The organism is Listeria sp. ILCC792, from assembly GCF_900186135.1.
GTDB classification, from domain to species: domain Bacteria; phylum Bacillota; class Bacilli; order Lactobacillales; family Listeriaceae; genus Listeria; species Listeria goaensis.
On sequence record NZ_FYBO01000001.1, the window covers coordinates 299,161 to 319,622 of the forward strand.

19 protein-coding genes and 2 other annotated features are annotated in these 20,462 nt (G+C 41.5%); of the genes, 14 read left to right on the forward strand and 5 right to left on the reverse strand.

Going from position 1 to position 20,462, the window contains the following annotated elements; all coding sequences use genetic code 11:
* The first annotated feature begins 3 nt into the window (after positions 1–3).
* The 4 genes from CFS60_RS01450 (at position 4) to CFS60_RS01465 (ending at position 4,159) form a co-directional block, all read left to right on the forward strand.
* A complete protein-coding gene (locus CFS60_RS01450) occupies positions 4–420 on the forward strand; it encodes a general stress protein (RefSeq protein ID WP_088808814.1) in 417 nt (138 codons plus the stop codon).
* Between the two features lie 150 nt (positions 421–570).
* Complete coding sequence (gene acnA / locus CFS60_RS01455) at positions 571–3,267, forward strand: aconitate hydratase AcnA (RefSeq protein WP_088808815.1); 2,697 nt, start codon at positions 571–573, stop codon at positions 3,265–3,267.
* 88 nt (positions 3,268–3,355) lie between these two features.
* Positions 3,356–3,586, forward strand: a complete 231-nt coding sequence (locus CFS60_RS01460; RefSeq protein ID WP_240310278.1) for a hypothetical protein — start codon at positions 3,356–3,358, stop codon at positions 3,584–3,586.
* A gap of 6 nt (positions 3,587–3,592) precedes the next feature.
* A complete protein-coding gene (locus CFS60_RS01465) occupies positions 3,593–4,159 on the forward strand; it encodes a DNA-3-methyladenine glycosylase I (protein ID WP_088815212.1) in 567 nt (188 codons plus the stop codon).
* A 97-nt stretch (positions 4,160–4,256) separates the two neighbouring features.
* Here CFS60_RS01465 and CFS60_RS01470 read toward each other — a convergent pair whose 3' ends face one another.
* From CFS60_RS01470 to adhE, 3 genes are all read right to left on the reverse strand, one after another.
* Entirely contained in the window at positions 4,257–5,309 is a 1,053-nt protein-coding gene (locus CFS60_RS01470; protein ID WP_088808818.1) for an ABC transporter permease subunit, read from the reverse strand.
* Positions 5,309–6,223: an ABC transporter ATP-binding protein gene (locus tag CFS60_RS01475; RefSeq protein ID WP_088808819.1), complete on the reverse strand. Its 915-nt coding sequence runs from the start codon at positions 6,221–6,223 to the stop codon at positions 5,309–5,311. Before CFS60_RS01475 ends, CFS60_RS01470 begins: the two co-directional genes overlap by 1 nt.
* Before the next feature lie 225 nt (positions 6,224–6,448).
* Positions 6,449–9,049, reverse strand: a complete 2,601-nt coding sequence (gene adhE, locus CFS60_RS01480; protein ID WP_088825229.1) for a bifunctional acetaldehyde-CoA/alcohol dehydrogenase — start codon at positions 9,047–9,049, stop codon at positions 6,449–6,451.
* A 312-nt stretch (positions 9,050–9,361) separates the two neighbouring features.
* Positions 9,362–9,611: a binding site (T-box leader), on the forward strand.
* Between the two features lie 41 nt (positions 9,612–9,652).
* Positions 9,653–9,864 (forward strand) — a binding site (T-box leader).
* A gap of 53 nt (positions 9,865–9,917) precedes the next feature.
* On the opposite strand from adhE, the gene trpE reads away from it, so the two are divergent.
* The 9 genes from trpE (at position 9,918) to CFS60_RS01525 (ending at position 18,473) form a co-directional block, all read left to right on the forward strand.
* Positions 9,918–11,276 (forward strand): anthranilate synthase component I, encoded by a 1,359-nt coding sequence (gene trpE, locus CFS60_RS01485; protein WP_088815215.1) that lies wholly within the window; start codon positions 9,918–9,920, stop codon positions 11,274–11,276.
* Positions 11,273–11,863 carry an aminodeoxychorismate/anthranilate synthase component II gene (locus tag CFS60_RS01490; RefSeq protein ID WP_088808822.1) on the forward strand — a complete coding sequence of 197 codons (591 nt, stop codon included), beginning with the start codon at positions 11,273–11,275 and terminating at the stop codon, positions 11,861–11,863. Before trpE ends, CFS60_RS01490 begins: the two co-directional genes overlap by 4 nt.
* The gene (gene trpD, locus CFS60_RS01495; protein WP_088808823.1) at positions 11,856–12,875 is read left to right on the forward strand and encodes an anthranilate phosphoribosyltransferase; all 1,020 of its coding nucleotides are present in this window, start codon (positions 11,856–11,858) and stop codon (positions 12,873–12,875) included. Before CFS60_RS01490 ends, trpD begins: the two co-directional genes overlap by 8 nt.
* Positions 12,872–13,636, forward strand: a complete 765-nt coding sequence (gene trpC / locus CFS60_RS01500; protein WP_088808824.1) for an indole-3-glycerol phosphate synthase TrpC — start codon at positions 12,872–12,874, stop codon at positions 13,634–13,636. The genes trpD and trpC overlap by 4 nt, the downstream gene beginning before the upstream one ends.
* Positions 13,633–14,262: a phosphoribosylanthranilate isomerase gene (locus tag CFS60_RS01505; RefSeq protein ID WP_088838736.1), complete on the forward strand. Its 630-nt coding sequence runs from the start codon at positions 13,633–13,635 to the stop codon at positions 14,260–14,262. The genes trpC and CFS60_RS01505 overlap by 4 nt, the downstream gene beginning before the upstream one ends.
* Positions 14,240–15,439, forward strand: a complete 1,200-nt coding sequence (gene trpB, locus CFS60_RS01510; protein WP_088838737.1) for a tryptophan synthase subunit beta — start codon at positions 14,240–14,242, stop codon at positions 15,437–15,439. Before CFS60_RS01505 ends, trpB begins: the two co-directional genes overlap by 23 nt.
* Complete coding sequence (trpA, locus tag CFS60_RS01515; protein ID WP_088825226.1) at positions 15,436–16,203, forward strand: tryptophan synthase subunit alpha; 768 nt, start codon at positions 15,436–15,438, stop codon at positions 16,201–16,203. Before trpB ends, trpA begins: the two co-directional genes overlap by 4 nt.
* Before the next feature lie 25 nt (positions 16,204–16,228).
* The gene (locus CFS60_RS01520) at positions 16,229–16,687 is read left to right on the forward strand and encodes a hypothetical protein (RefSeq protein ID WP_255377901.1); all 459 of its coding nucleotides are present in this window, start codon (positions 16,229–16,231) and stop codon (positions 16,685–16,687) included.
* Between the two features lie 172 nt (positions 16,688–16,859).
* Positions 16,860–18,473 carry a polysaccharide biosynthesis protein gene (locus CFS60_RS01525; RefSeq protein ID WP_088808829.1) on the forward strand — a complete coding sequence of 538 codons (1,614 nt, stop codon included), beginning with the start codon at positions 16,860–16,862 and terminating at the stop codon, positions 18,471–18,473.
* Between the two features lie 17 nt (positions 18,474–18,490).
* On the opposite strand, the gene CFS60_RS01530 is transcribed toward CFS60_RS01525, so the two are convergent.
* Together CFS60_RS01530 and CFS60_RS01535 are read right to left on the reverse strand one after the other, a co-directional pair.
* Entirely contained in the window at positions 18,491–19,012 is a 522-nt protein-coding gene (locus CFS60_RS01530) for a topology modulation protein (RefSeq protein WP_088808830.1), read from the reverse strand.
* Positions 19,013–19,079: 67 nt separating this feature from the next.
* Positions 19,080–19,910, reverse strand: coding sequence for an NAD(P)H-hydrate dehydratase (locus tag CFS60_RS01535; RefSeq protein WP_088815221.1), 831 nt, complete (start codon positions 19,908–19,910; stop codon positions 19,080–19,082).
* Positions 19,911–20,016: 106 nt separating this feature from the next.
* Here CFS60_RS01535 and CFS60_RS01540 point away from each other — a divergent pair, with 106 nt between their 5' ends.
* Entirely contained in the window at positions 20,017–20,424 is a 408-nt protein-coding gene (locus CFS60_RS01540) for an NUDIX domain-containing protein (protein ID WP_088808832.1), read from the forward strand.
* Positions 20,425–20,462 lie beyond the last annotated feature (38 nt).

The following is a 20,462-nucleotide window of genomic DNA, read 5'->3' on the forward strand; positions in this document are numbered from 1 at the left end:
AAAATGGATAAATGGGAAGTTTTGTCAGTAGAAAATGAAGAGGAAGCAGTCAAACAAATCGAACAACTTGTTCAAAAAGGATATACAAAAGAGGATATTTCTGTTCTAGCTAAAAATAAGAAAATGAGTGAGGAAATAGCCGAACGAACTGAAACAGAACAGGAACGCCCAGTAAACGAAGAAGCATTCGGCATCATTTCCGGTATTCTGCAAAGTTTAAGTGGCGCCATTGTCATTCCGCAAGCATATAATCCGAAGTACGGCGCACTCTATGCAGCAGGCCCATTTGCTAAATGGTTTTCACGTACAAATGATAAAACGGTGAAACGTCTACTAGAGGATTTCGATTTAACAGATGAACAAATCGCTCATTTTGTTAGCGAACTTGATGAAGGTAAATTATTATTGCTCGCAAGATAGGCATAAAAAGGCATAACTTTATGCCTTTTTTTATGCTTATAACTAAAACTTATTGTTTTTATGCAAAATAACTTAGTTTACTTATCATGCACTTTCCAGTAAAATAAAGTAGGGAATATCAATCGTTTCGAAATGAAGGAGGAAACGTGGATGACAAACTTGAAAGCGAAAGCAAAATCATCTTTTCAATTGGATGATAAAACGTATCACTATTTTAAATTAAAATCGTTAGAAGCGAACATTGAAAGGTTGCCTTATTCGATTCGAGTGCTCTTGGAATCGGTTTTAAGACAGAGCGACGGCAAGGCAATCACAGAAGAACATATTAAGGGGCTTAGCAATTGGTCGAAAGAAGCAAGTCAAAACGACGGAGAAGTTCCGTTTAAACCTGCACGAGTGATTTTACAAGACTTTACGGGTGTCCCTGCTGTTGTTGACTTGGCTTCACTACGTAAAGCGATGGCGGACTTGGGGGGCGATCCGGAGAAAATCAATCCGGAAATTCCAGTAGACCTTGTTGTGGACCACTCTGTTCAAGTAGACAGCTATGCAAATCCAGAAGCGCTTAAAATCAACATGGAGCTTGAGTTTCAGCGCAATATGGAACGTTATCAGTTCTTGAACTGGGCGCAGAAGTCATTTGATAATTACCGCGCTGTGCCGCCTGCAACTGGAATTGTGCATCAAGTCAATCTGGAATATTTGGCGAGCGTTGTTATCGCAAAAGAGGAAAGCGGCGAAACTATCGTGTTTCCAGATACACTCGTTGGGACCGACAGCCATACAACGATGATTAACGGTATTGGGGTGCTCGGCTGGGGCGTTGGCGGGATTGAGGCTGAAGCAGGAATGCTCGGACAACCTTCGTATTTCCCAATTCCTGAAGTTATCGGTGTGAAGCTGACAGGCGCTCTACCGAACGGCGCAACGGCTACGGATTTTGCACTTAAAGTGACACAAGTTCTTCGGGAGAAAAAAGTCGTAGGGAAGTTCGTGGAATTTTATGGACCAGGCGTGTCGACGTTACCGCTTGCAGACCGCGCAACGGTGGCTAACATGGCGCCAGAGTACGGGGCAACTTGTGGATTTTTCCCTGTTGATGCTGAGTCACTGACATACTTGCGTTTAACGGGCCGCAACGAGGAACAAATTCGCCTTGTTGAAGCTTATTTAAAAGAAAATGATTTATTCTTTACGAAAGAAAACCGTGAGCCTGATTATACAGATACGGTAGAAATTAACTTAAGCGAAATTGAAGCGAATCTTTCAGGACCGAAACGTCCGCAAGATTTAATTCCTTTATCTGATATGAAGGAAACGTTCCAAAAATCCATCTCAGCGCCTGCTGGTAATCAAGGATTCGGCTTAGAACCAGATGCGCTAAATAAACATGCGAAAGTCGTGTACGGAAACGGCGATGAATCCGTGATGAAAACAGGTTCGGTTGCCATAGCCGCGATTACAAGTTGCACAAACACGTCCAATCCATATGTCATGCTTTCAGCCGGCTTAGTCGCAAAAAAAGCAGTGGAACTTGGACTTGAAGTGCCTAAATTTGTGAAAACTTCGCTTGCTCCTGGTTCAAAAGTAGTAACCGGTTATTTGGAGAAAGCAGGATTGCTACCTTATTTAGATAAACTAGGCTTTGATTTAGTCGGCTACGGTTGTACAACATGTATCGGGAATTCTGGTCCATTAAAAGATGAAATTGAAGCGGCGATTCAAGAAAATGATTTGCTTGTGTCAGCTGTTCTTAGTGGAAATCGAAATTTTGAAGGTCGGATTCATGCGCTTGTAAAAGCGAACTTTTTAGCTTCGCCTCCGCTTGTTGTGGCATATGCCTTAGCGGGCACAACAAATATCGATTTAGAAAATGAGCCAATTGGGCACGGAAATGACGGAAAGGCGTACTTCCTAAAAGATATTTGGCCTTCTTCAAACGAAGTGAAACAACTTGTGGAAGAAACCGTAACACCTGAACTATTCCGCGAACAATACGCGCGTGTTTTTGATGAAAATAAAGCATGGAATGCCATCAATACAACAGATGAGGCGCTTTATCAGTGGGACGATACTTCAACGTATATCGCTAACCCACCATTTTTTGAAAACTTATCGAAGGAAAAAGGAAAAGTGGAAACTTTGTCTGACCTTCGGGTGATAGGGAAGTTCGGTGACTCCGTTACGACTGACCACATTTCACCGGCCGGCGCCATTGGGAAAGATACTCCAGCAGGTCAATTTTTACAAGCGCAAGGTGTTGCGATTCGCGACTTCAACTCATATGGCTCAAGACGAGGCCATCATGATGTGATGATGCGCGGAACGTTTGCGAATATTCGCATCAAAAATCAAATCGCAGAAGGTACAGAAGGTGGCTACACAACTTATTTCCCGACAAAGGAAGTCATGTCTATCTACGATGCTTCACGCAAATATATGGCTGATGGCACTGGTCTAGTTATCCTTGCCGGCGATGATTACGGAATGGGGTCTTCACGCGACTGGGCAGCCAAAGGAACAAATTTACTTGGGATTAAAACGGTCATCGCGAAAAGCTACGAGCGAATTCACCGTTCCAACCTCGTCATGATGGGCGTCTTGCCACTTCAATTTAAACAAGGTGAAGGTGCTGACGCACTCGGCTTGACAGGCGAAGAAACATTCCACGTTGCCATTGATGAATCCGTCACACCAAGAAGTCTTGTTGAAGTGACCGCTACTTCACCAAACGGTAAAGTAACGACATTCGAAGCGATTGCCCGCTTTGATTCAGAAGTTGAAATCGACTACTACCGCCACGGTGGTATTTTGCAAATGGTTTTACGCGGAAAACTAGAAAATTAATCCGAAAGACCGCTTTTCAGAAAGCGGTCTTTTTTTAATTGCATTTAGCGAACTAATGTTCTATAATGGGTGGAGAAAGGAAAATGAGATGCGAAAAAACACGTTATTAATTTTACTTATTATTATTAGTTTGATGCTTAGTTTAATCACGTCTATAAGTGGTTATAAAATTCCGTTGCCACCACTTGTTTTAGTTATTTTCACAGCAATCTGTCTTGCACTAGGGCTGATGGAGTGGCGAGCAAAGCATTTTTATTTTGCGTATGTCGCGTTTTTTTGTGGTGCATTTCTGTGCATGCAGTATATTTTAGGAGGATGAGTGTTTATGAGTGAACAAAAGCGATGTAGTTGGGCAGCGAATGGCGATGCTGTCATGCTGGCGTATCATGATGATGAATGGTGCAAGCCGAGCTACGAGGATACATATCTTTTTGAGCTTTTAAACTTAGAGGGGGCTCAAGCTGGCTTATCTTGGCGCACGATATTGAATAAGCGAGCAGGGTACCAAGAAGCCTTTTTACAATTTGATATTGACGCTTGCGCCAAACTGACAGACGAAGAGTTGGCAGACATCGTGAGTAATGCCGCCATTATCCGAAATAAAGCGAAAGTGAATGCCGTTAGAACGAATGCGCAGGCTACCCAAAAGGTGCAGGCAGAATTTGGTTCATTTTCAAAATATATGTGGCATTTTACAGACGATAAAGTGATGAATCATCAACTTAGTGAAAATCAGGAAATGCCGGCGAAAGATGAACTCTCCGAACGAGTAAGTAAAGACATGAAAAAACGCGGCTTTAAGTTTGTCGGCCCCGTCATTGTATATTCCTATCTACAGGCAATCGGTGTGATTAATGATCATGCGGTAACTTGTGCTTATAACCAGCAATGAGTTAAAATTAAAAGAAGCATAAATCCAGGAATAGTACCATTTTAAAAAATGGTTTTTCTGGAATTATGCTTCTTTTTATTGTCGTTTCAAATTTAGATTAACTAAGTGCGACATCTCGTTTTCTAAAGAAATAAAAGCTGATGCCAAGAAATATCAGCACATAGACTGCAAGCCCCGAAATGATTTGCCAAATCGCTAAATCTCCAGCGATGGGGTTTCCAGTAACAGCACTGTTCAAGTTTAACAAGTTAAATATAAGCCATTTCAACCAGTCATATTTTTCGATTGCGATTGGTAAGAGGGCTGAAAGAATAGAACCAGAGAACAATACCCCTAAACTTACACCAACAGCAAGTGCTTGAGAGCGAACAACGGCTGAGAACAAGAAGGCAATACTTGCATAAACAATCATCATAATAAAATTAGAGCCGAGCAGAAGTAGCGCAGATTGCAACGCATTTAATGCCCCAGAATCTGGTGATACTGGCATGAGATACGCCCCGCTAGGCAAAATGAATGAGAATAAGAATGCAGAAATAAATAGCACAATGCTCGTAATCACAGCATACAGAATGACAACCGCAAGCTTAGATGCAAGAATTTGACTTCGTGAGTAAGGCCGAGCTAAAAGCAATTTAATTGTTCCACCCGAAAATTCGGAAGCAACGATCATACTTGCTATGACAGCAACTAGAATGCTCGCAATCATATTCATAGTACCAAGACTTGCAAAAAATTCTGCACCAGTCATAGAACTTACAGATGACATTGGTATTTTACCTTCATCAGCATAAACTTGATAATAATCTATTTGTTTTTGGATGTTTTCCTGATCTTCTTTTGGAGCTGCTTCCTTTGAAACTTTTAAAGCAGCGACAGAATCTTTAGGAGAAAGGACCTTTTCTGTATAACCAGTTGCTTTATTCTCATTTTGTGCGTTCCAGTAGTCATCTTCTGAAATAGGTTGTCCGTCCGCATTATAATAAGATGTAATTCCTTGTGGTTGCAGCTTTTCTTCCACACCGTCTGTTCTTGAAATCGTGAACATCAACATAGTCATCAAGAAAATCAGAACAACAAGAATAATTTGCATACTCCAACTTGATTTTTTTAGAAATAATTTTTGAAACTCGTTTTGAATTAAACGCATTAGATTTCCCCCCCGTTTGTAAGTGCTAAGAAGCGATCTTCGAGTGAGAATTGAACTTTGGATAATTCAAGAATGTCCAAATTAGCCCGGATAAGTGCGCGGGCGATTTCTGGAAGGACTTCGCGCGTCACATTTAACACAAACTGATTCTCTCTTTGTTCAATGATTTCGAGGTCAAGCGTGTCTAATACGAGCTTAGCGCTAGCGCCGTCTGAAACCTCAAGTGTGACTTTTAACGTTTTATCCGCAGTTAAATCTGTCATTTTCTCAATGTGCGTCAGATGCCCTTTGTCAATAATGGCAAAGCGATCCGTAATTTGTTGAATTTCAGCTAAGAGATGACTTGAAATTAAAACAGAAGTGCCATTTGCAGCGAGCTCTTTAATCAGCGTTCGAAATTCCGCCATGCCTTGTGGGTCAAGCCCATTTGTTGGTTCATCGAGAATGAGTAGGGCAGGTTCATGAATTAAAGCTTGTGCAACGCCAAGACGCTGGCGCATACCAAGAGAATACGTTCTAACTTTATTATGAATCGCATGACTCAATTTTACTTTTTCCACAATCGCGCTAATTTCCTCATCTGAAATATCTTTTCGACTCATACGCGCAAATTGCTTTAAATTTTTCCAGCCAGACATATACATGTAAAATTCAGGATTTTCAATGATAGCCCCAATATTTTGAATGGCTTCTTTGAAGTTTTCGTCTAAATTGACCCCGCAGATGGAAACTTGCCCATTTGTTTTCGAGATTAACCCAACGATGGAGCGAATAATCGTTGTTTTTCCTGCACCATTTGGTCCAAGTAAACCGAAAACTTCCCCTTTTTCAATTTCAAAACTAATGTTATGTATGATTTCTTTTTTGCCAATTTTTTTCGAGATATTTTCAAGTTGTAACACCGTTTCAGGCATTTGCTCACTTCCTTTTTCACAGAATATAATCAGTATACACAAAATCTACACAATTAACATGAATCTATAGATTGGTCATCGATTAGGTCTTTAGGTGTAGAAAAAAACAACTTGCTATGTAAGCTTGGCATACTTACATGCAAGTTGTTTTTAGAGATTGTATATTAGGGAATGAAGATAACAATCTACGCTACTCATTTCTTTAAAGGTGGGAGTGAGTCTTCATTAAACGCCTTTGTAAGCTTCAACATAAATTTGTTTCAATTCGCTGACAAGAGGTTGTTTTGGATTCGCTGTTGTACATTGGTCCATAAAGGCGCGATCAGCTAATGTGTCTACAACGGCATCAAATTGTTTCTTATCAACATTTTGTCCTTTAAGACTCATATCAATTCCGATGTCTTTACCTAACTTAATGATGGCATCAACAAGGGAAGCAACGCCTTCTGCCGCAGTATTCGCTTTTAATCCAAGAATACGAGCAATGCGAGCATAATCTTCGTCAGCAGTAAAGCTTTCATATTTAGGGAATAAAGCATGTTTTCTAGGTTTAAGCGCATTGTAGCGAATAACGTGTGGCATTAAGATAGCGTTCGCACGACCGTGTGGAATGTGGAATTCCGGTCCGATTTTATGTGCTAAACTATGGTTGATTCCAAGGAATGCATTCGCAAAAGCCATACCAGCTAGGGCAGAGGCATTATGCATTTTCTCACGTGCATCCTCATCACCTTTAAGAACAGAATCGCGTAAGTTGGCGAACACTAATTCAATCGCTTGAATGGATAAACCACGTGTATAGTCGCTTGCCATAACAGAAACGTAAGACTCAATAGCATGCGTTAACACGTCCATACCAGTATCAGCTGTGATGTGTGCTGGAACAGTTGTGACATACTGTGCATCAACAATAGCAACATCTGGCGTAAGTTCATAATCAGCAAGCGGATATTTAATGTTGTTTTCTTTGTCAGTAATAACTGCAAATGGCGTTACTTCAGATCCAGTACCACTTGTAGTTGGGATAGCAACAAATTTAGCTTTTTCCCCAAGTTTAGGGTATTTGAACGTACGTTTACGAATATCCAAGAATTTTTGTTTTAAGCCAAAGAACGAAGCTTCAGGATGCTCATAAAACAACCACATACCTTTTGCCGCGTCCATAGCGGAACCACCACCGAGCGCGATAATGCAATCTGGTTTAAAGTCTTTCATAAGTTCTGCACCTTTATAAACGGTGACATCAGACGGATCTGGTTCAACGTCAGCAAACACTTGATAATCCACATCGTTTGAACGACGTTTTAAGTGGTCGATAACAACGTCAACGTACTTAAATTGTACCATTCCAGGGTCAGTCACGATAAATACGCGATTTAAACCTTCCATTTTTTGCAAGTATTGCGTGGAATATTTTTCAAAGAATACTTTCGGTGGTAATTTAAACCATTGCATATTATTTCTCCGATCTGCGATACGCTTTACATTTAAAAGGTTCGTTGCACTAACGTTTTGCGAAACAGAGTTTTTACCGTAAGAACCACATCCAAGTGTAAGGGAAGGGATAAAGCCGTTATAAATGTCTCCGATACCGCCTTGAGCAGATGGTGCATTCACGATAATACGGCAAGCTTTCATACGAATACCAAATTGTTTTTGCGCTTCTCTATCTGTTGAATGAATAACAGCAGAGTGACCTAAACCGCCATATTCAAGCATTTCTTCTGCGCGGTCGAAAGCTTCTGCTTGATTTTTCGCTTCAATGAAAGCAAGAACTGGGCTTAATTTTTCATGAGAAAGCGGATATTTATCACCCACGCCTTTAATTTCAGCGATTAAAATTTTCGTTGTTTCTGGAACTTTAAAGCCAGCTTGTTCAGCAATCCAAGCAGGGGATTTACCAACAACGTCAGGGTTTAATGTGCCTTTTTCAGGGTTGATAACATAGCTTTCAAGTTTTTTGAATTCAGCGCCTTTTACAAAATAGCAATCGTTAGCAGCGAATTCTTCTTTCACTTCTTTCACAATTTCTTTGTCAACGATGACAGCTTGCTCAGACGCACAAATCATACCTTGGTCAAATGATTTAGAAAGAATGATGTCGTTAACAGCGCGTTTAATTTTTGCTGTTTTATCGATGTAAGCAGGAACGTTACCAGGACCAACGCCTAGTGCCGGTTTACCAGTTGAGTAAGCGGATTTAACCATTCCAGCTCCACCTGTAGCAAGAACTAATGCAACTTTATCATGATTCATAAGTTGTTTTGTTGCCTCAAGAGATGGCTTTTCAACCCATTGAATACAGTTTTCAGGTGCGCCAGCTTTTACAGCTGCTTCATATACGACACGTGCCGCTTCAGACGAACATTTTTGAGCACTTGGGTGGAAAGCAAAGATAATAGGATTACGCGTTTTAATGGCAATAATCGCTTTAAATAAAGTTGTTGAAGTTGGATTGGTTACGGGTGTAACACCAGCAACAACGCCAACTGGCTCAGCAATTTCGATAACACCAGTTTGTTTATCTTCGTTAATGATGCCTACCGTTTTATTTGCTTTAATGTTATTCCAAATATATTCCGTTGCGAAAATATTTTTGATACATTTATCTTCATATAATCCACGACCAGTTTCTTCTACAGCCATTTTTGCAAGTGGCATATGTTGGTCAAGTCCTGCAACAGCCATTGCATGCACGATGGAATCAATTTGTTCCTGCGTGTAATTTTCAAAGGCTTTTAGCGCTTCTGCACCGTTGTTTGCTAACTTATCAATCACTTTTTGAACTTCTAAAACTTCGCGAGTAGCTTCTTCTTTAATTGCCATTTTTACAACCTCCTAGAATTATAAGGGACTTAAAATGTCCAACAAAGACTTAAAACGTCCCTATGTGTTTAAAAAAATTTGGCAGTCGACTTTTACCAGCTTTTTTAAGGTGTGACTTGATTACACCGTTAGTATACCTCAGCATAAAAAGTTTGTAAATAGTTTCACGTGAAAAGATTCACAAAATATTAAAATTAAGTCTTAAGGTCTATTTCGAAAGCGTTTTCTGGTTCTTTTGTTTTAGAAAAAAGGGGAATGAAAAATTAGGCTTGCAATTTAAATTTAATTTTGTTAAGATGAGAACAACTTAAAATAACAGCGTGAATGAAAGAGTAAGTAACCTAAAAAATTGTTTCAAGAGAGCCTGCGGTTGGTGTGAGCCGGTAACAATGATTAGTGTGAATGGACTTTCTAGCTCTAAACTGAACGGGGTAACCAAGTAGGATTTAGCGATTAAGCCTTATCGTTATACAAGGCACCATTTAGCTTTTGGCAGATGGAATAAAGTGAACTTAAATTTTTAAGTTAATCAAGGTGGCACCACGGGTCTTCCGTCCTTGTCTAGTAATTAGACATGGACGGGAGACCCTTTTCGTTTTATATGAAAAAGCACGAAGCAGGAAGAGTACTTTATTTGGAAAGTATAGAGAGCAAGCGGTTGGTGGAAGCTTGTCTGGAAAAATAAAGGAATGGGCCTTGCGCGTTCAATCTTGAACTATATAGTAGGGATTGACGGTTTGTTACCGTTAAAAACAAGAGATTAAGAAAGCATTTTCTTAAACAAGAGGTGGTACCGCGACACGTTCGCCCTCTAAAGGACAATTTGTTCTTTAGAGGGCTTTTTATTTTGAAAAAGGAGAGATGTGTGATGCAAAAAACAATTGAAGCAGATACATTGACGATTCCGCTAATTTATAAGCGATTAAGTGGAAAAAATAAAAGCTTGCTGGAAGGGACGGCAAAAGATGCTGAGGCAGGCAGATATTCGATTATCGCGTTTAATCCCGTACATGAAATTCAAATTTTTGGCAACACGTTCATTTTGGACGGCATCGAAACATTGGCAGAAGATCCGCTTGAAAAATTGTACGAACAAATTGTATTTATGGAAAGAGAAAAATTACCACTTCCATTTGAAGCAGGGGCCATTGGTTATGTTGGCTATGATATGGTGCGCCTTTATGAAAATATCGGAGAACCAAAATGCGATGATTTAAACCTGCCAGATGCGCACTTCTTTTTATACGATTCCTACGTCATTTATGATCATAAATTGGAGCGCTTGACGCTAGTTGAGGATAATGCCTATTCTAAGCGTGAGGACACGGAATTGCAGGCGGCGCTTGTAGACTTGGAACATGAAATTTTCACCCCCAAAAAAGGGGAAGCAGATCCGGCTCAGCTTGAATCGTTCGCCTTTAAAAGTCGACTTGAGAAGGCAGCTTTTATGGAAAAAGTAGCGCGTGCGAAAGCATTTATTGAAGCGGGGGACTTTTTCCAAGTTGTCTTGTCGCAGCGGCTCGAAGCAAAGTTCACGGGCGATGCCTTTTCGTTTTATCGCAAGCTCCGCCTCCTTAATCCATCTCCGTATTTATTTTTTATCGACTTTGGAGAAACGAAGCTAATTGGTTCATCGCCAGAAAGCTTAGTTAGCGTAAACGGCGACTTTGTGCAAACCAATCCAATTGCTGGCACTAGAAAACGAGGTCAGTCAGCAGCTGAAGATAAAATGTTAGCCGCCGAACTGTTGGCTGATGAAAAAGAGCTTGCAGAGCACCGTATGTTGGTCGACTTGGGGAGAAATGATATCGGGCGTGTGAGCGCGGTTGGCTCCGTTTCAGTTCCCATCTATTTAACTATCGAACGCTATCGTTTCGTGATGCATCTCGTATCTGTTGTGGAAGGACGACTATTGCCGGAATTGCATGCCTTTGATGCTCTGAAATCTGTTTTGCCTGCTGGAACTGTAAGCGGTGCCCCGAAAATTCGAGCGATGCAGCGACTTTATGAATGGGAAGATGTGAAACGTGGCCCGTACGGTGGTGCGGTAGGCTATGTGACGAAACGGGGAAACGCCGATTTTGCGCTTGCTATTCGGATGGCAGTCATCCATAAAGAGCATGTTTATGTTCAAGCGGGGGCTGGTATTGTTTATGATTCTGACCCAGAAAGTGAATATGATGAAACGTTACAAAAGGCGAAAGCGTTACTGGAGGTGGGAAAATGATTCTTTTGGTCGATAATTATGATTCGTTCACGTATAACTTGGCGCAATTTATTCAGGAGTTTGCCGAAGTTGAAGTTATTCGAAATGATGCGGACAACTTGTTCCAACGAGCAGAGATGGCGAGTGGCATTATTTTATCACCGGGACCGGGAAAACCTTCTGCTGCTGGAAATTTAGAAGCGCTTATTCAGAAGAAGGCGAATGAAACGCCGATTTTAGGAATTTGTTTAGGGCATCAGGCAATTGGTGAGGTTTTTGGCGCGAATGTCAGCCAAGCAAATGAAATTCGCCACGGGAAAATTTCGCAGATGACATGCGCCGAATCGGAACTATTTCAAGGCTTGCCAACAACGTTTGAAGTAATGCGCTATCACTCACTAATTGTTCAAAAAAACAGTTTGGGTGCAGAACTTTGCTCGCTTGGGGAAGCACTTGATGACAAGGAAATGATGGCGATGCAAGTTCGCGGTAAGCCGGTGTTCGGTTTGCAATTCCACCCTGAATCAATTGGCACGCCTTTTGGAAAACAGATTATTGGGAATTTTATTGAAATTACAAAAAAGGAAGGTGGAGTGAAAAATGGATAGGACGATGGAAAAATTATACGCGAAAGAAAATTTGTCAGAACTAGAAATGAGCAGTTTAGCAACAGACATGCTCCAAGGAAAACTATCCGAGATTGAAATTTCCGCAGTCTTAATGGCTTTGAAAATAAAAGGCGAGACACTAGATGAAATTTCCGGTTTAGCAAGCACTATGCAAAAATTGGCTATGAAAATCCCGTACGCAAAAGGCGATGCGATGGACAATTGCGGCACAGGTGGAGATAAATCGAATACATTTAACATTAGTACAACAAGCGCATTTGTACTTGCGGCAGGGGGAATCAAAATGGCCAAACACGGCAATCGTAGTGTATCGAGTCGCTCTGGAAGCGCTGATGTTTGTTCGGAGCTAGGTATTGAAATTGCTTTAACGCCTGACAAAATGGCTTATCTCCTCGAAAATGTCGGAATCGCCTTCTTGTTTGCGCCAAACATTCATCCCGCAATGAAATACGTGATGCACGTCCGCCAAACACTTAAAACACCGACCATTTTCAACTTAATTGGACCGATGACGAATCCCGTACCACTCGAGGCGCAGCTCATGGGGAGTTACCGGCGAGATCTTTTACGCGAAACCGCACTAGCACTCGGAAAACTTGGCCGCAAGCGTGCGGTTGTAGTCAATGGCGCGGGTTATATGGACGAAGCCACTTTACTTGGGGAAAATCATATCGCCGTGTATGCGGACGGAAGCCTCCAAGAGTTGACGTTTTCGCCTGATGATGTGGGATTAAAAAAGACGACGCGTGAACAAATTCAAGGTGGCGATGCGAAACGAAATAGCCAAATTTTAACACGTGTTTTAGACAATGAAGAAGGACCTTGTTTGGATACGGTTTTACTGAATGCAGGACTTGGTTTTTATGCATACGGGAAAGTCACGACGATAGAAGAGGGTGTTCTCATGGCTCGAAAAATTGTTGCAAGCGGTGAAGCGAAGTACAAATTGCAGGAATTGTTAGCTGCACAAAAGGAGGTTTTAGTAGGATGACAACATTTTTAGATAAAATATTAATGGAAAAACGCAAAGAAGTGGCAAAAATGGAAGAACAAGTGCTGCAAGTTCAGCCTGACAAGCCAAATTTTCTAACGTTTTTAGCGAACAATCCTGAAAGAATGCAACTAATTGCAGAAGTGAAGCGAGCTTCACCGTCTAAGGGAGCGATTAATTTGAACGTGGACCCAGTTAAGCAAGCAAAAGCCTATGAGCAAGCGGGTGCTGGTCTCATTTCTGTTCTAACAGATGAAATCTTTTTTAAAGGTTCCATGGCGGATTTACAAGCTGTTGCGCAGGCGGTTTCTGTCCCCGTTTTATGCAAAGACTTTATTATTAGTGAAAAGCAGATGATTCGTGCGAAAAATTGCGGTGCGTCAGTTATTTTACTTATTGTGGCGGCGCTTAGTGAGCCACAACTTAAAAGCTTATATGAAAAGGCTGTTGAAATCGGCTTGTTGCCACTTGTTGAAGTGCATGACCTCGAGGAATTAAAAATTGCTGAGTGGATAGGCGCTAAATTAATTGGTGTGAATAATCGAAATTTAAGTACCTTTGAAGTAGATATTGCGGTGAGTGAATCACTTGCAAAAGAAATGGTCAATCAATCCGCATTTTATATAAGTGAATCAGGATTTAAGACGGCAGAAGACGTTCAGCGCGTGCGGAAAAATTATCGTGCTGTTCTCGTTGGCGAAGCGTTAATGCGTGAAAAAAATCCGCGCGAGGCAGCAGAAAGGTTGCGTGTTCTACGATGAAAGTGAAGATTTGTGGTTTGAAAACAGTAGCTGATGCGAAATTCGCAGCCGAAATGGGGGCAGACATGATCGGCTTCGTTTTCGCTAAAAGCAAGCGCCAAGTGCAAGTCGAAGAAGCACGCAAAATGGCAGCAGTCTTACCAGATAATGTTTTAAAAGTAGGCGTTTTTGTGAATCCTGATTTGGAGGAAGTTTTATTTTTAAAAGAAAATGTGCCGCTTGATATCGTTCAACTTCACGGGAGTGAGACACCGGAATTTGCGGCGAAAGTTGGCCCAACAATCAAGGCTTTTAAAGTGCGGGACGGCGAAATAATTGGCGATGTTTCTGCGTATCAGGATAGCCTAATTTTGCTCGATGCACCACCTAAAGAATTTGAAGGCGGTTCAGGCGAGACCTTTGATTGGGAGAAAATAGGTATGGGCGATTTGCCAAAAAGCCGCCTTATCATTGCCGGCGGGCTAAACCCGCAAAACGTCACAGAAGCCATTCAAATTTTCGAGCCGTTTGGCGTGGATGTTTCGTCTGGCATAGAAACAAATGATGTGAAAGACCAAATGAAAATCAAAGCATTTATTAAACATGCAAAAGGAGCGGATAATCATGCACTACGAGGCACCGAATGAAAAAGGTTTTTACGGGAGTTACGGCGGACGCTTCGTTCCAGAATCACTGATGCGTGCGGTTTTAGAATTAGAAGAAGCGTATCAAAAGCTGTCTGAAACGAAGGAATTTAAGGAAGAACTGGCGGATTATTTAAAACAATATGTGGGGCGCGAAACGCCGCTTTATTTAGCCCAACAACTAACGGATTATGCTGGCGGGGCGAAAATTTATTTGAAGCGTGAAGATTTGAATCACACGGGTGCGCATAAAATCAACAATACGATTGGGCAGGCGCTCCTTGCGAAGTCGATGGGCAAGAAAAAGGTGGTCGCAGAAACAGGAGCGGGTCAACATGGTGTTGCAACGGCAACGGTTGCAGCGTTGTTCAATATGGAATGCACCATTTTTATGGGCGAGGAGGATATTAAAAGGCAGTCACTAAACGTGTTTCGCATGGAGCTTCTAGGTGCGAAAGTCGTGAGCGTCACTTCTGGGAGTAGAACGCTAAAAGATGCGGTGAATGAAACGTTACGTTACTGGGTGGAACACATTGAGGATACACATTATATTATGGGTTCTGTGCTCGGACCGCACCCTTTTCCGCAAATTGTTCGCGATTTCCAAAGTGTCATCGGAAAAGAAGCGCGAGCGCAACATTTAGCGGCAGAAGGAAAACTGCCAGATGCAGTCGTAGCCTGTGTTGGCGGCGGCAGTAACGCCATGGGATTATTCTATCCATTTGTGGCAGATGAAGCTGTCGCAATGATTGGCGTTGAGGCCGCGGGATTAGGATTAGAAACAAATTTCCAAGCTGCATCGATTACAAACGGGAAAAAAGGGGTGCTACACGGTGCGATGATGGACGTGTTGCAAGATGAAAATGGCCAAATTTTAGAAGCCTTTTCGATTTCTGCCGGATTAGATTATCCAGGGATTGGACCGGAACATTCTTATTTTAATCAATTGGGGAGAGCGAGCTATACGTCCGTTACTGATAATGAAGCGGTTCAAGCATTCCAGCTACTTTGCCAAACAGAAGGGATTATTCCCGCGTTAGAAAGTTCCCATGCAATTAGTTATGCCGTTAAACTTGCAAAGACGCTTCCAAAAGATGCAAGCATCATCGTTTGTTTGTCAGGCCGCGGGGACAAAGATGTCGATCAAATGAAGGCGAGATTAAAGGGGGAAGCAGAATGAAAACTTTGACGCGCGTACTAAACGAACGAAAAGCTCAACATAAACCACTTATTGTGCCCTACATTATGGCGGGGGACGGCGGACTCGATACACTACCTGAAACCATTTCTTTTTTGGAGGAAAACGGAGTCGCTGCCATCGAAATTGGTATCCCGTTTTCCGACCCAGTTGCAGACGGACCAATTATTCAGCAAGCGGGACTACGCGCTTTAAACGAGCAAATAAGCTTAAGAGACATTGTGAAGACGCTGCAACACACACAATCAAACGTGCCACTCGTCATGATGACCTATTTTAATCCCATCTTCCAAATTGGTGTCCCGACATTTATCGAAAGTTTGCGCGGAACAAACGTAAAAGGCTTAATCATTCCCGATTTGCCGTATGAGCATCAAGATTTACTGACGCCATACCTTGACGATGCAGATATCGCCCTCGTACCACTCGTTTCCTTAACTAGTTCCAAACAGCGAATTGAGCAGATTGTAAAAGATGCAGAAGGCTTCATTTATGCTGTAACGGTGAACGGAACGACAGGAACAAGACAAACGTTTGGAGAAAATATTGGTCCTCATTTGCAAAACTTAAAAGCGCAAACGGACATTCCTGTTTTAGCTGGCTTCGGTGTATCAAAAGTGGAACATGTCGAACAATTTATGCAAGTCGCGGACGGGGTTGTCATCGGGAGTAAAATTGTGTCGCTCCTCCATGAGGCGAAGCACGCGGAATTGGCTGATTTTTTAACCAAAGTCAGTGAGGTTTAGCTCGGTTTGACGGGTCGCTTGCGGTATGGTAAAGTCAGTGAGAAAGCGTGGTGTTTGTATGCCTGAAATTTATTTAAAACAAGCAAAAACGACAACGATTATTATTGCGCTTGTTTCCATTTTGCAAGCGATTCTTGCGATCGTAGGCTTAGTCACAGTGGTGCTCGTGATTCCTAATCAGGAAGAATTAAAGCTGACGCAAGCAGTGATTCGTACGGCACTTGTGAATACGTCAATCAACGTGATCTTTTTCGTGCTTTTTTCGGTTTTATTCTTGCTTGCGTATCGCCGTTTAAGAAAAGGGCTTCTCGTTCGTGTAAGACTCTATATGTTTTATATTGTATTCATGATTCTTTCTATCATTCTTGGCATGGTGAATGGCGGATTTAATTTGAGCAGTTTACTTATACCGGGAATGTTAATTCTACTCAGCGTGATTGCGATTTCTTCACTGCGTAAGGGAATGAGCGAGAAGGTAGAATGAATAAAAGGAATGAACTTTGAAAAAGGGCTTTAGCTTGCTACTTACAGTTCTTTTTAAGTTTGTTCTTTTTTTTTGGAGAATAAAGTGGTAAAGTTAACAAGAGACTAAACGGTTGGCAATGCCTGTCATCTGTTTGAAGAATATTCTAATTTTTAGTAAAGGAAGTTTGAAGATGGGTTCAAAACTGCTTAGAGGAACGTTTATCCTGACACTTGGTACGCTTCTTTCCAAGGTGCTCGGGATTTTGTATGTCATACCTTTTTACGCGATTGTCGGGGGCGACGATCCGATGCTTCTTTACAACTTTGGTTATGTCCCGTACCAATTGTTTTTAAGTGTGGCAACTGCTGGGATTCCACTTGCTGTTGCAAAATACATAGCGAAATATAATGCGATGGAAGAATATGAAATTGGTCGCCGCTTGTTCCGAACGGGGATTTATCTAATGATTGTTTCAGGTATTATTTGCTTCATCGCAATGTACTCACTTGCACCATTTCTTGCTAGCTTACAACAGCTAGAAGGTGGCTACAGTCTGGCAGATGGTATCCAAGTCATTCGAGCAGTTAGTTTTGCTCTTCTTATCATTCCAGTCATGAGCTTACTTCGCGGTTTTTTCCAAGGATACAATTCCATGGGACCGTCTGCAGTATCGCAAGTCGTCGAACAACTTGTGCGCATTTTGTTCTTGCTTGCCAGCACATTTGTAGTACTTTACGTATTAGATGGCAGTATCGTAACAGCCATTAGTATGGCGACGTTTTCTGCCTTTGTCGGTGCGCTAGCTAGTTTTGCCCTATTAGTTTGGTATTACTTTAAACGTAAACCTGGGCTTGACCGCATGTTAGTAGACAGCCGAAATGAGCTTAAAGTATCGATTCCAACCTTATATAAACAAATCATTTTATCGGCGATTCCTTTTATCATTGTTGGCTCAGCCACTTCACTTTACCAATTAATCGATCAGTTTACGATGGGGCGAGTTTTACAATATATCGGCGTAACAGCCAACCAAGTAAAAGAATATGTGGCGGTTATTAACTTCGACGTTCAAAAATTAATCATGATTCCCGGAACGCTCGCGATAGCCTTCTCCATGGCGCTCGTTCCACTCGTAACAGCCGCTTACGTACGCAACGAAAAAGAACAAGTAAAACGCCAATTAAATGATGTCTTCCAAATCTTGCTCTTTTTAACCATTCCAGCTTGCATCGGTATCGCTTTACTTGCAAGACCTTTATTTACGGTTTTCTTTAAAGCGAATGAAGTAGGGACTGACTTGTTGCAATTTTTTGCGCCAATCGCCGTCTTATTTTCCTTATTCGGAGTAACAGCTGCGGTTCTTCAAGGGATTGACGAACAGCGTTTCACCGTTTTAGGATTACTTCTCGGCCTGCTCGCAAAATCAGTCTTACAAATGCCGCTTATCATGCTTTGGGAAGCGAAAGGTTCCATTCTAGCAACCGGTATCGGCTATGCCGTTTCATGCGTATTCATGCTCATTATTATTAAAAAATACGTGCGTTTTTCATTCGGACTTGTCTTCCGAAGGGTGATTCTATTTATCTTTTTAACGCTCATCATGTCGGCAGCCGTTTTAGCAGTCTACTTCCCACTATCATTCGTTTTAAGTCCGGACCACAAAATGACTGCCACTATTTTAGTCATCATTTGCGGCGGTATCGGAGCTGTTGTATATGCCTATCTTGCCTTTAAATTGCATCTTGCAGATAAATTATTTGGCCCACGAGGAACGAGATTGCGCCAAAAATTAGGCATTAAATAAAAGAAAAAACGTCTTGCTTACATCATGCAAGGCGTTTTTCTTTTACTTTTTTTTAGAAAAGCAGAGATTTCCTTAGGTGATTTGAAAATTTTCACAGGTGTTGTTTCTTGCTTAAGCCGCTTGAGAAGCTCATTGCGTCTTTTCGGAAAATCCCAAACGAATTTCAAAAATTCGCCGTCTAGTCGTTCTGGACAACCAATTGCAGCATCTGGTCGCGTTTTGCCATAATTTTGAATTAACCGTTTTAGGACGCGAAAAAAATAAATGCGCCTCGGATAATCTAAAAAGATGATGCAATTGGACGGCGGAAATCTTGTTTTCCATGTATCCGTATAATTGCCTTCGATAATCCAGTTTTCCGCTAAGGAGGTGAGTTCTTCCACTTGTTTCAGAAATTCATCTTTAGGAATAGGCTCCCAGTTAGGCTTGCAAAATAAAGTATCTAAGTGAATAACGGGAATTTCGAGCGCATAACCAAGTTCTCTAGCCAATGTTGATTTTCCGGCCCCAGAAGGACCAATAATGTTAATGCGATACATATTTTCCCCCAATCAGTGCTGAAATGGATAGCTATTCTCTCATTTTACAGCACAACTGTCAATTTTCTTATTCATCTTGCATTTCGCTAAAAATCTTCAAATAAGTTGGTAGCTCTCGTGAAATTTGCGTCGGAAGCACAACGAAGTTTTTTTTCGCTAAAATATCGCCAATATAACTATGGAAGAAAACGCCAGCTAAAACACCGTGTAGCGGTATGGTCGTTTGTTTCATCAAACCGGCAATGATACCACTTAGCGTATCGCCCATTCCACCAGTCGCCATGGCAGGCGAACCGTATATATTTTGCCAATTTTCCTCCGCAGTCAGCACTTTCGTTCGATGCCCTTTTAAAACAATCGTGGCGTCAAGTGAATGGCGAACTTCATCTGGTGTCGCTTCTTCTTGGGGTGCCAGTTTTTTTAAGCGCTCCCATTCACCAGCATGTGGAGTGAAATAAAGCGCGCAATTTGTTTTAGGTAAATTGCCTTTCGCATAAAGTGTAATCCCGTCACCATCAATAATGATGTTTTGGTGATTTTCAGCATGTTGTAATATAAATTCCATTAGCGTATACGCTTCATCATCAAGACCAAGTCCCGGACCAATTAGAATGGTATCAAAAGTTGGCAACAAGCGTTTTAATTCAACTAATTTTGCGTAATCTAAAAACATGCATTCTGGTAAGCGGCTATGTAAACTAGAACGATTGACGCGGTGCGAGGCGAGTGTTGTTAATCCAGCGCCGCTATACACGCTTCCCTCTGCTGCTAGAATGGCTGCTCCGCCGTACATTTCGTTGCCAGCAACTATGAGAACTTTGCCGTATTGATTTTTATATCCTTCATCTTCACGTTTTGGAATAAAGCTGCAAATCGCTTTTGGCGTTATTTTTTTCATAAATGCCACATCCTTTTATAAAAATTGGATTTTATTCGCCAAAGAAGATAAAATAGGTGGCGGATAATTTATTTTAATTTTATCGAAGGATAGGGGTGTTTGTAAAATGAAACCTGTATTTCCAGCCGTAAAAGCCGTTATCGTACAGGACGGGCATTTTTTAGCTTTAAAACGATCGGAGCAAGAAGAAGAGGTATACGATTTACCAGGAGGGAGAATGAACTACGGTGAAACGCATGCTGAATGTCTTTTTCGTGAGGTTTATGAAGAAACAGCTTTACAAGTGCAACCATTTATTTTGTATGATACGTGGGAATTTTTTCATACAGATTACCAAATTACAGGCGTGATTTACTTAGTGTCAATGCCAAATGACGGCGAAATTAACTTGTCGGATGAACATAAAGCTTACAAATGGTTGCCGCTTTCAAAAGCGGGTATAGAAGATTTAGATGTTGTCTTTAGTTCGCGAATGAATCGTTGGGATTTTGATGCGATAAAAGGGATCATGTAATTATTTTATGAAAACCTAGGTTTCTACTTTCTTATGTA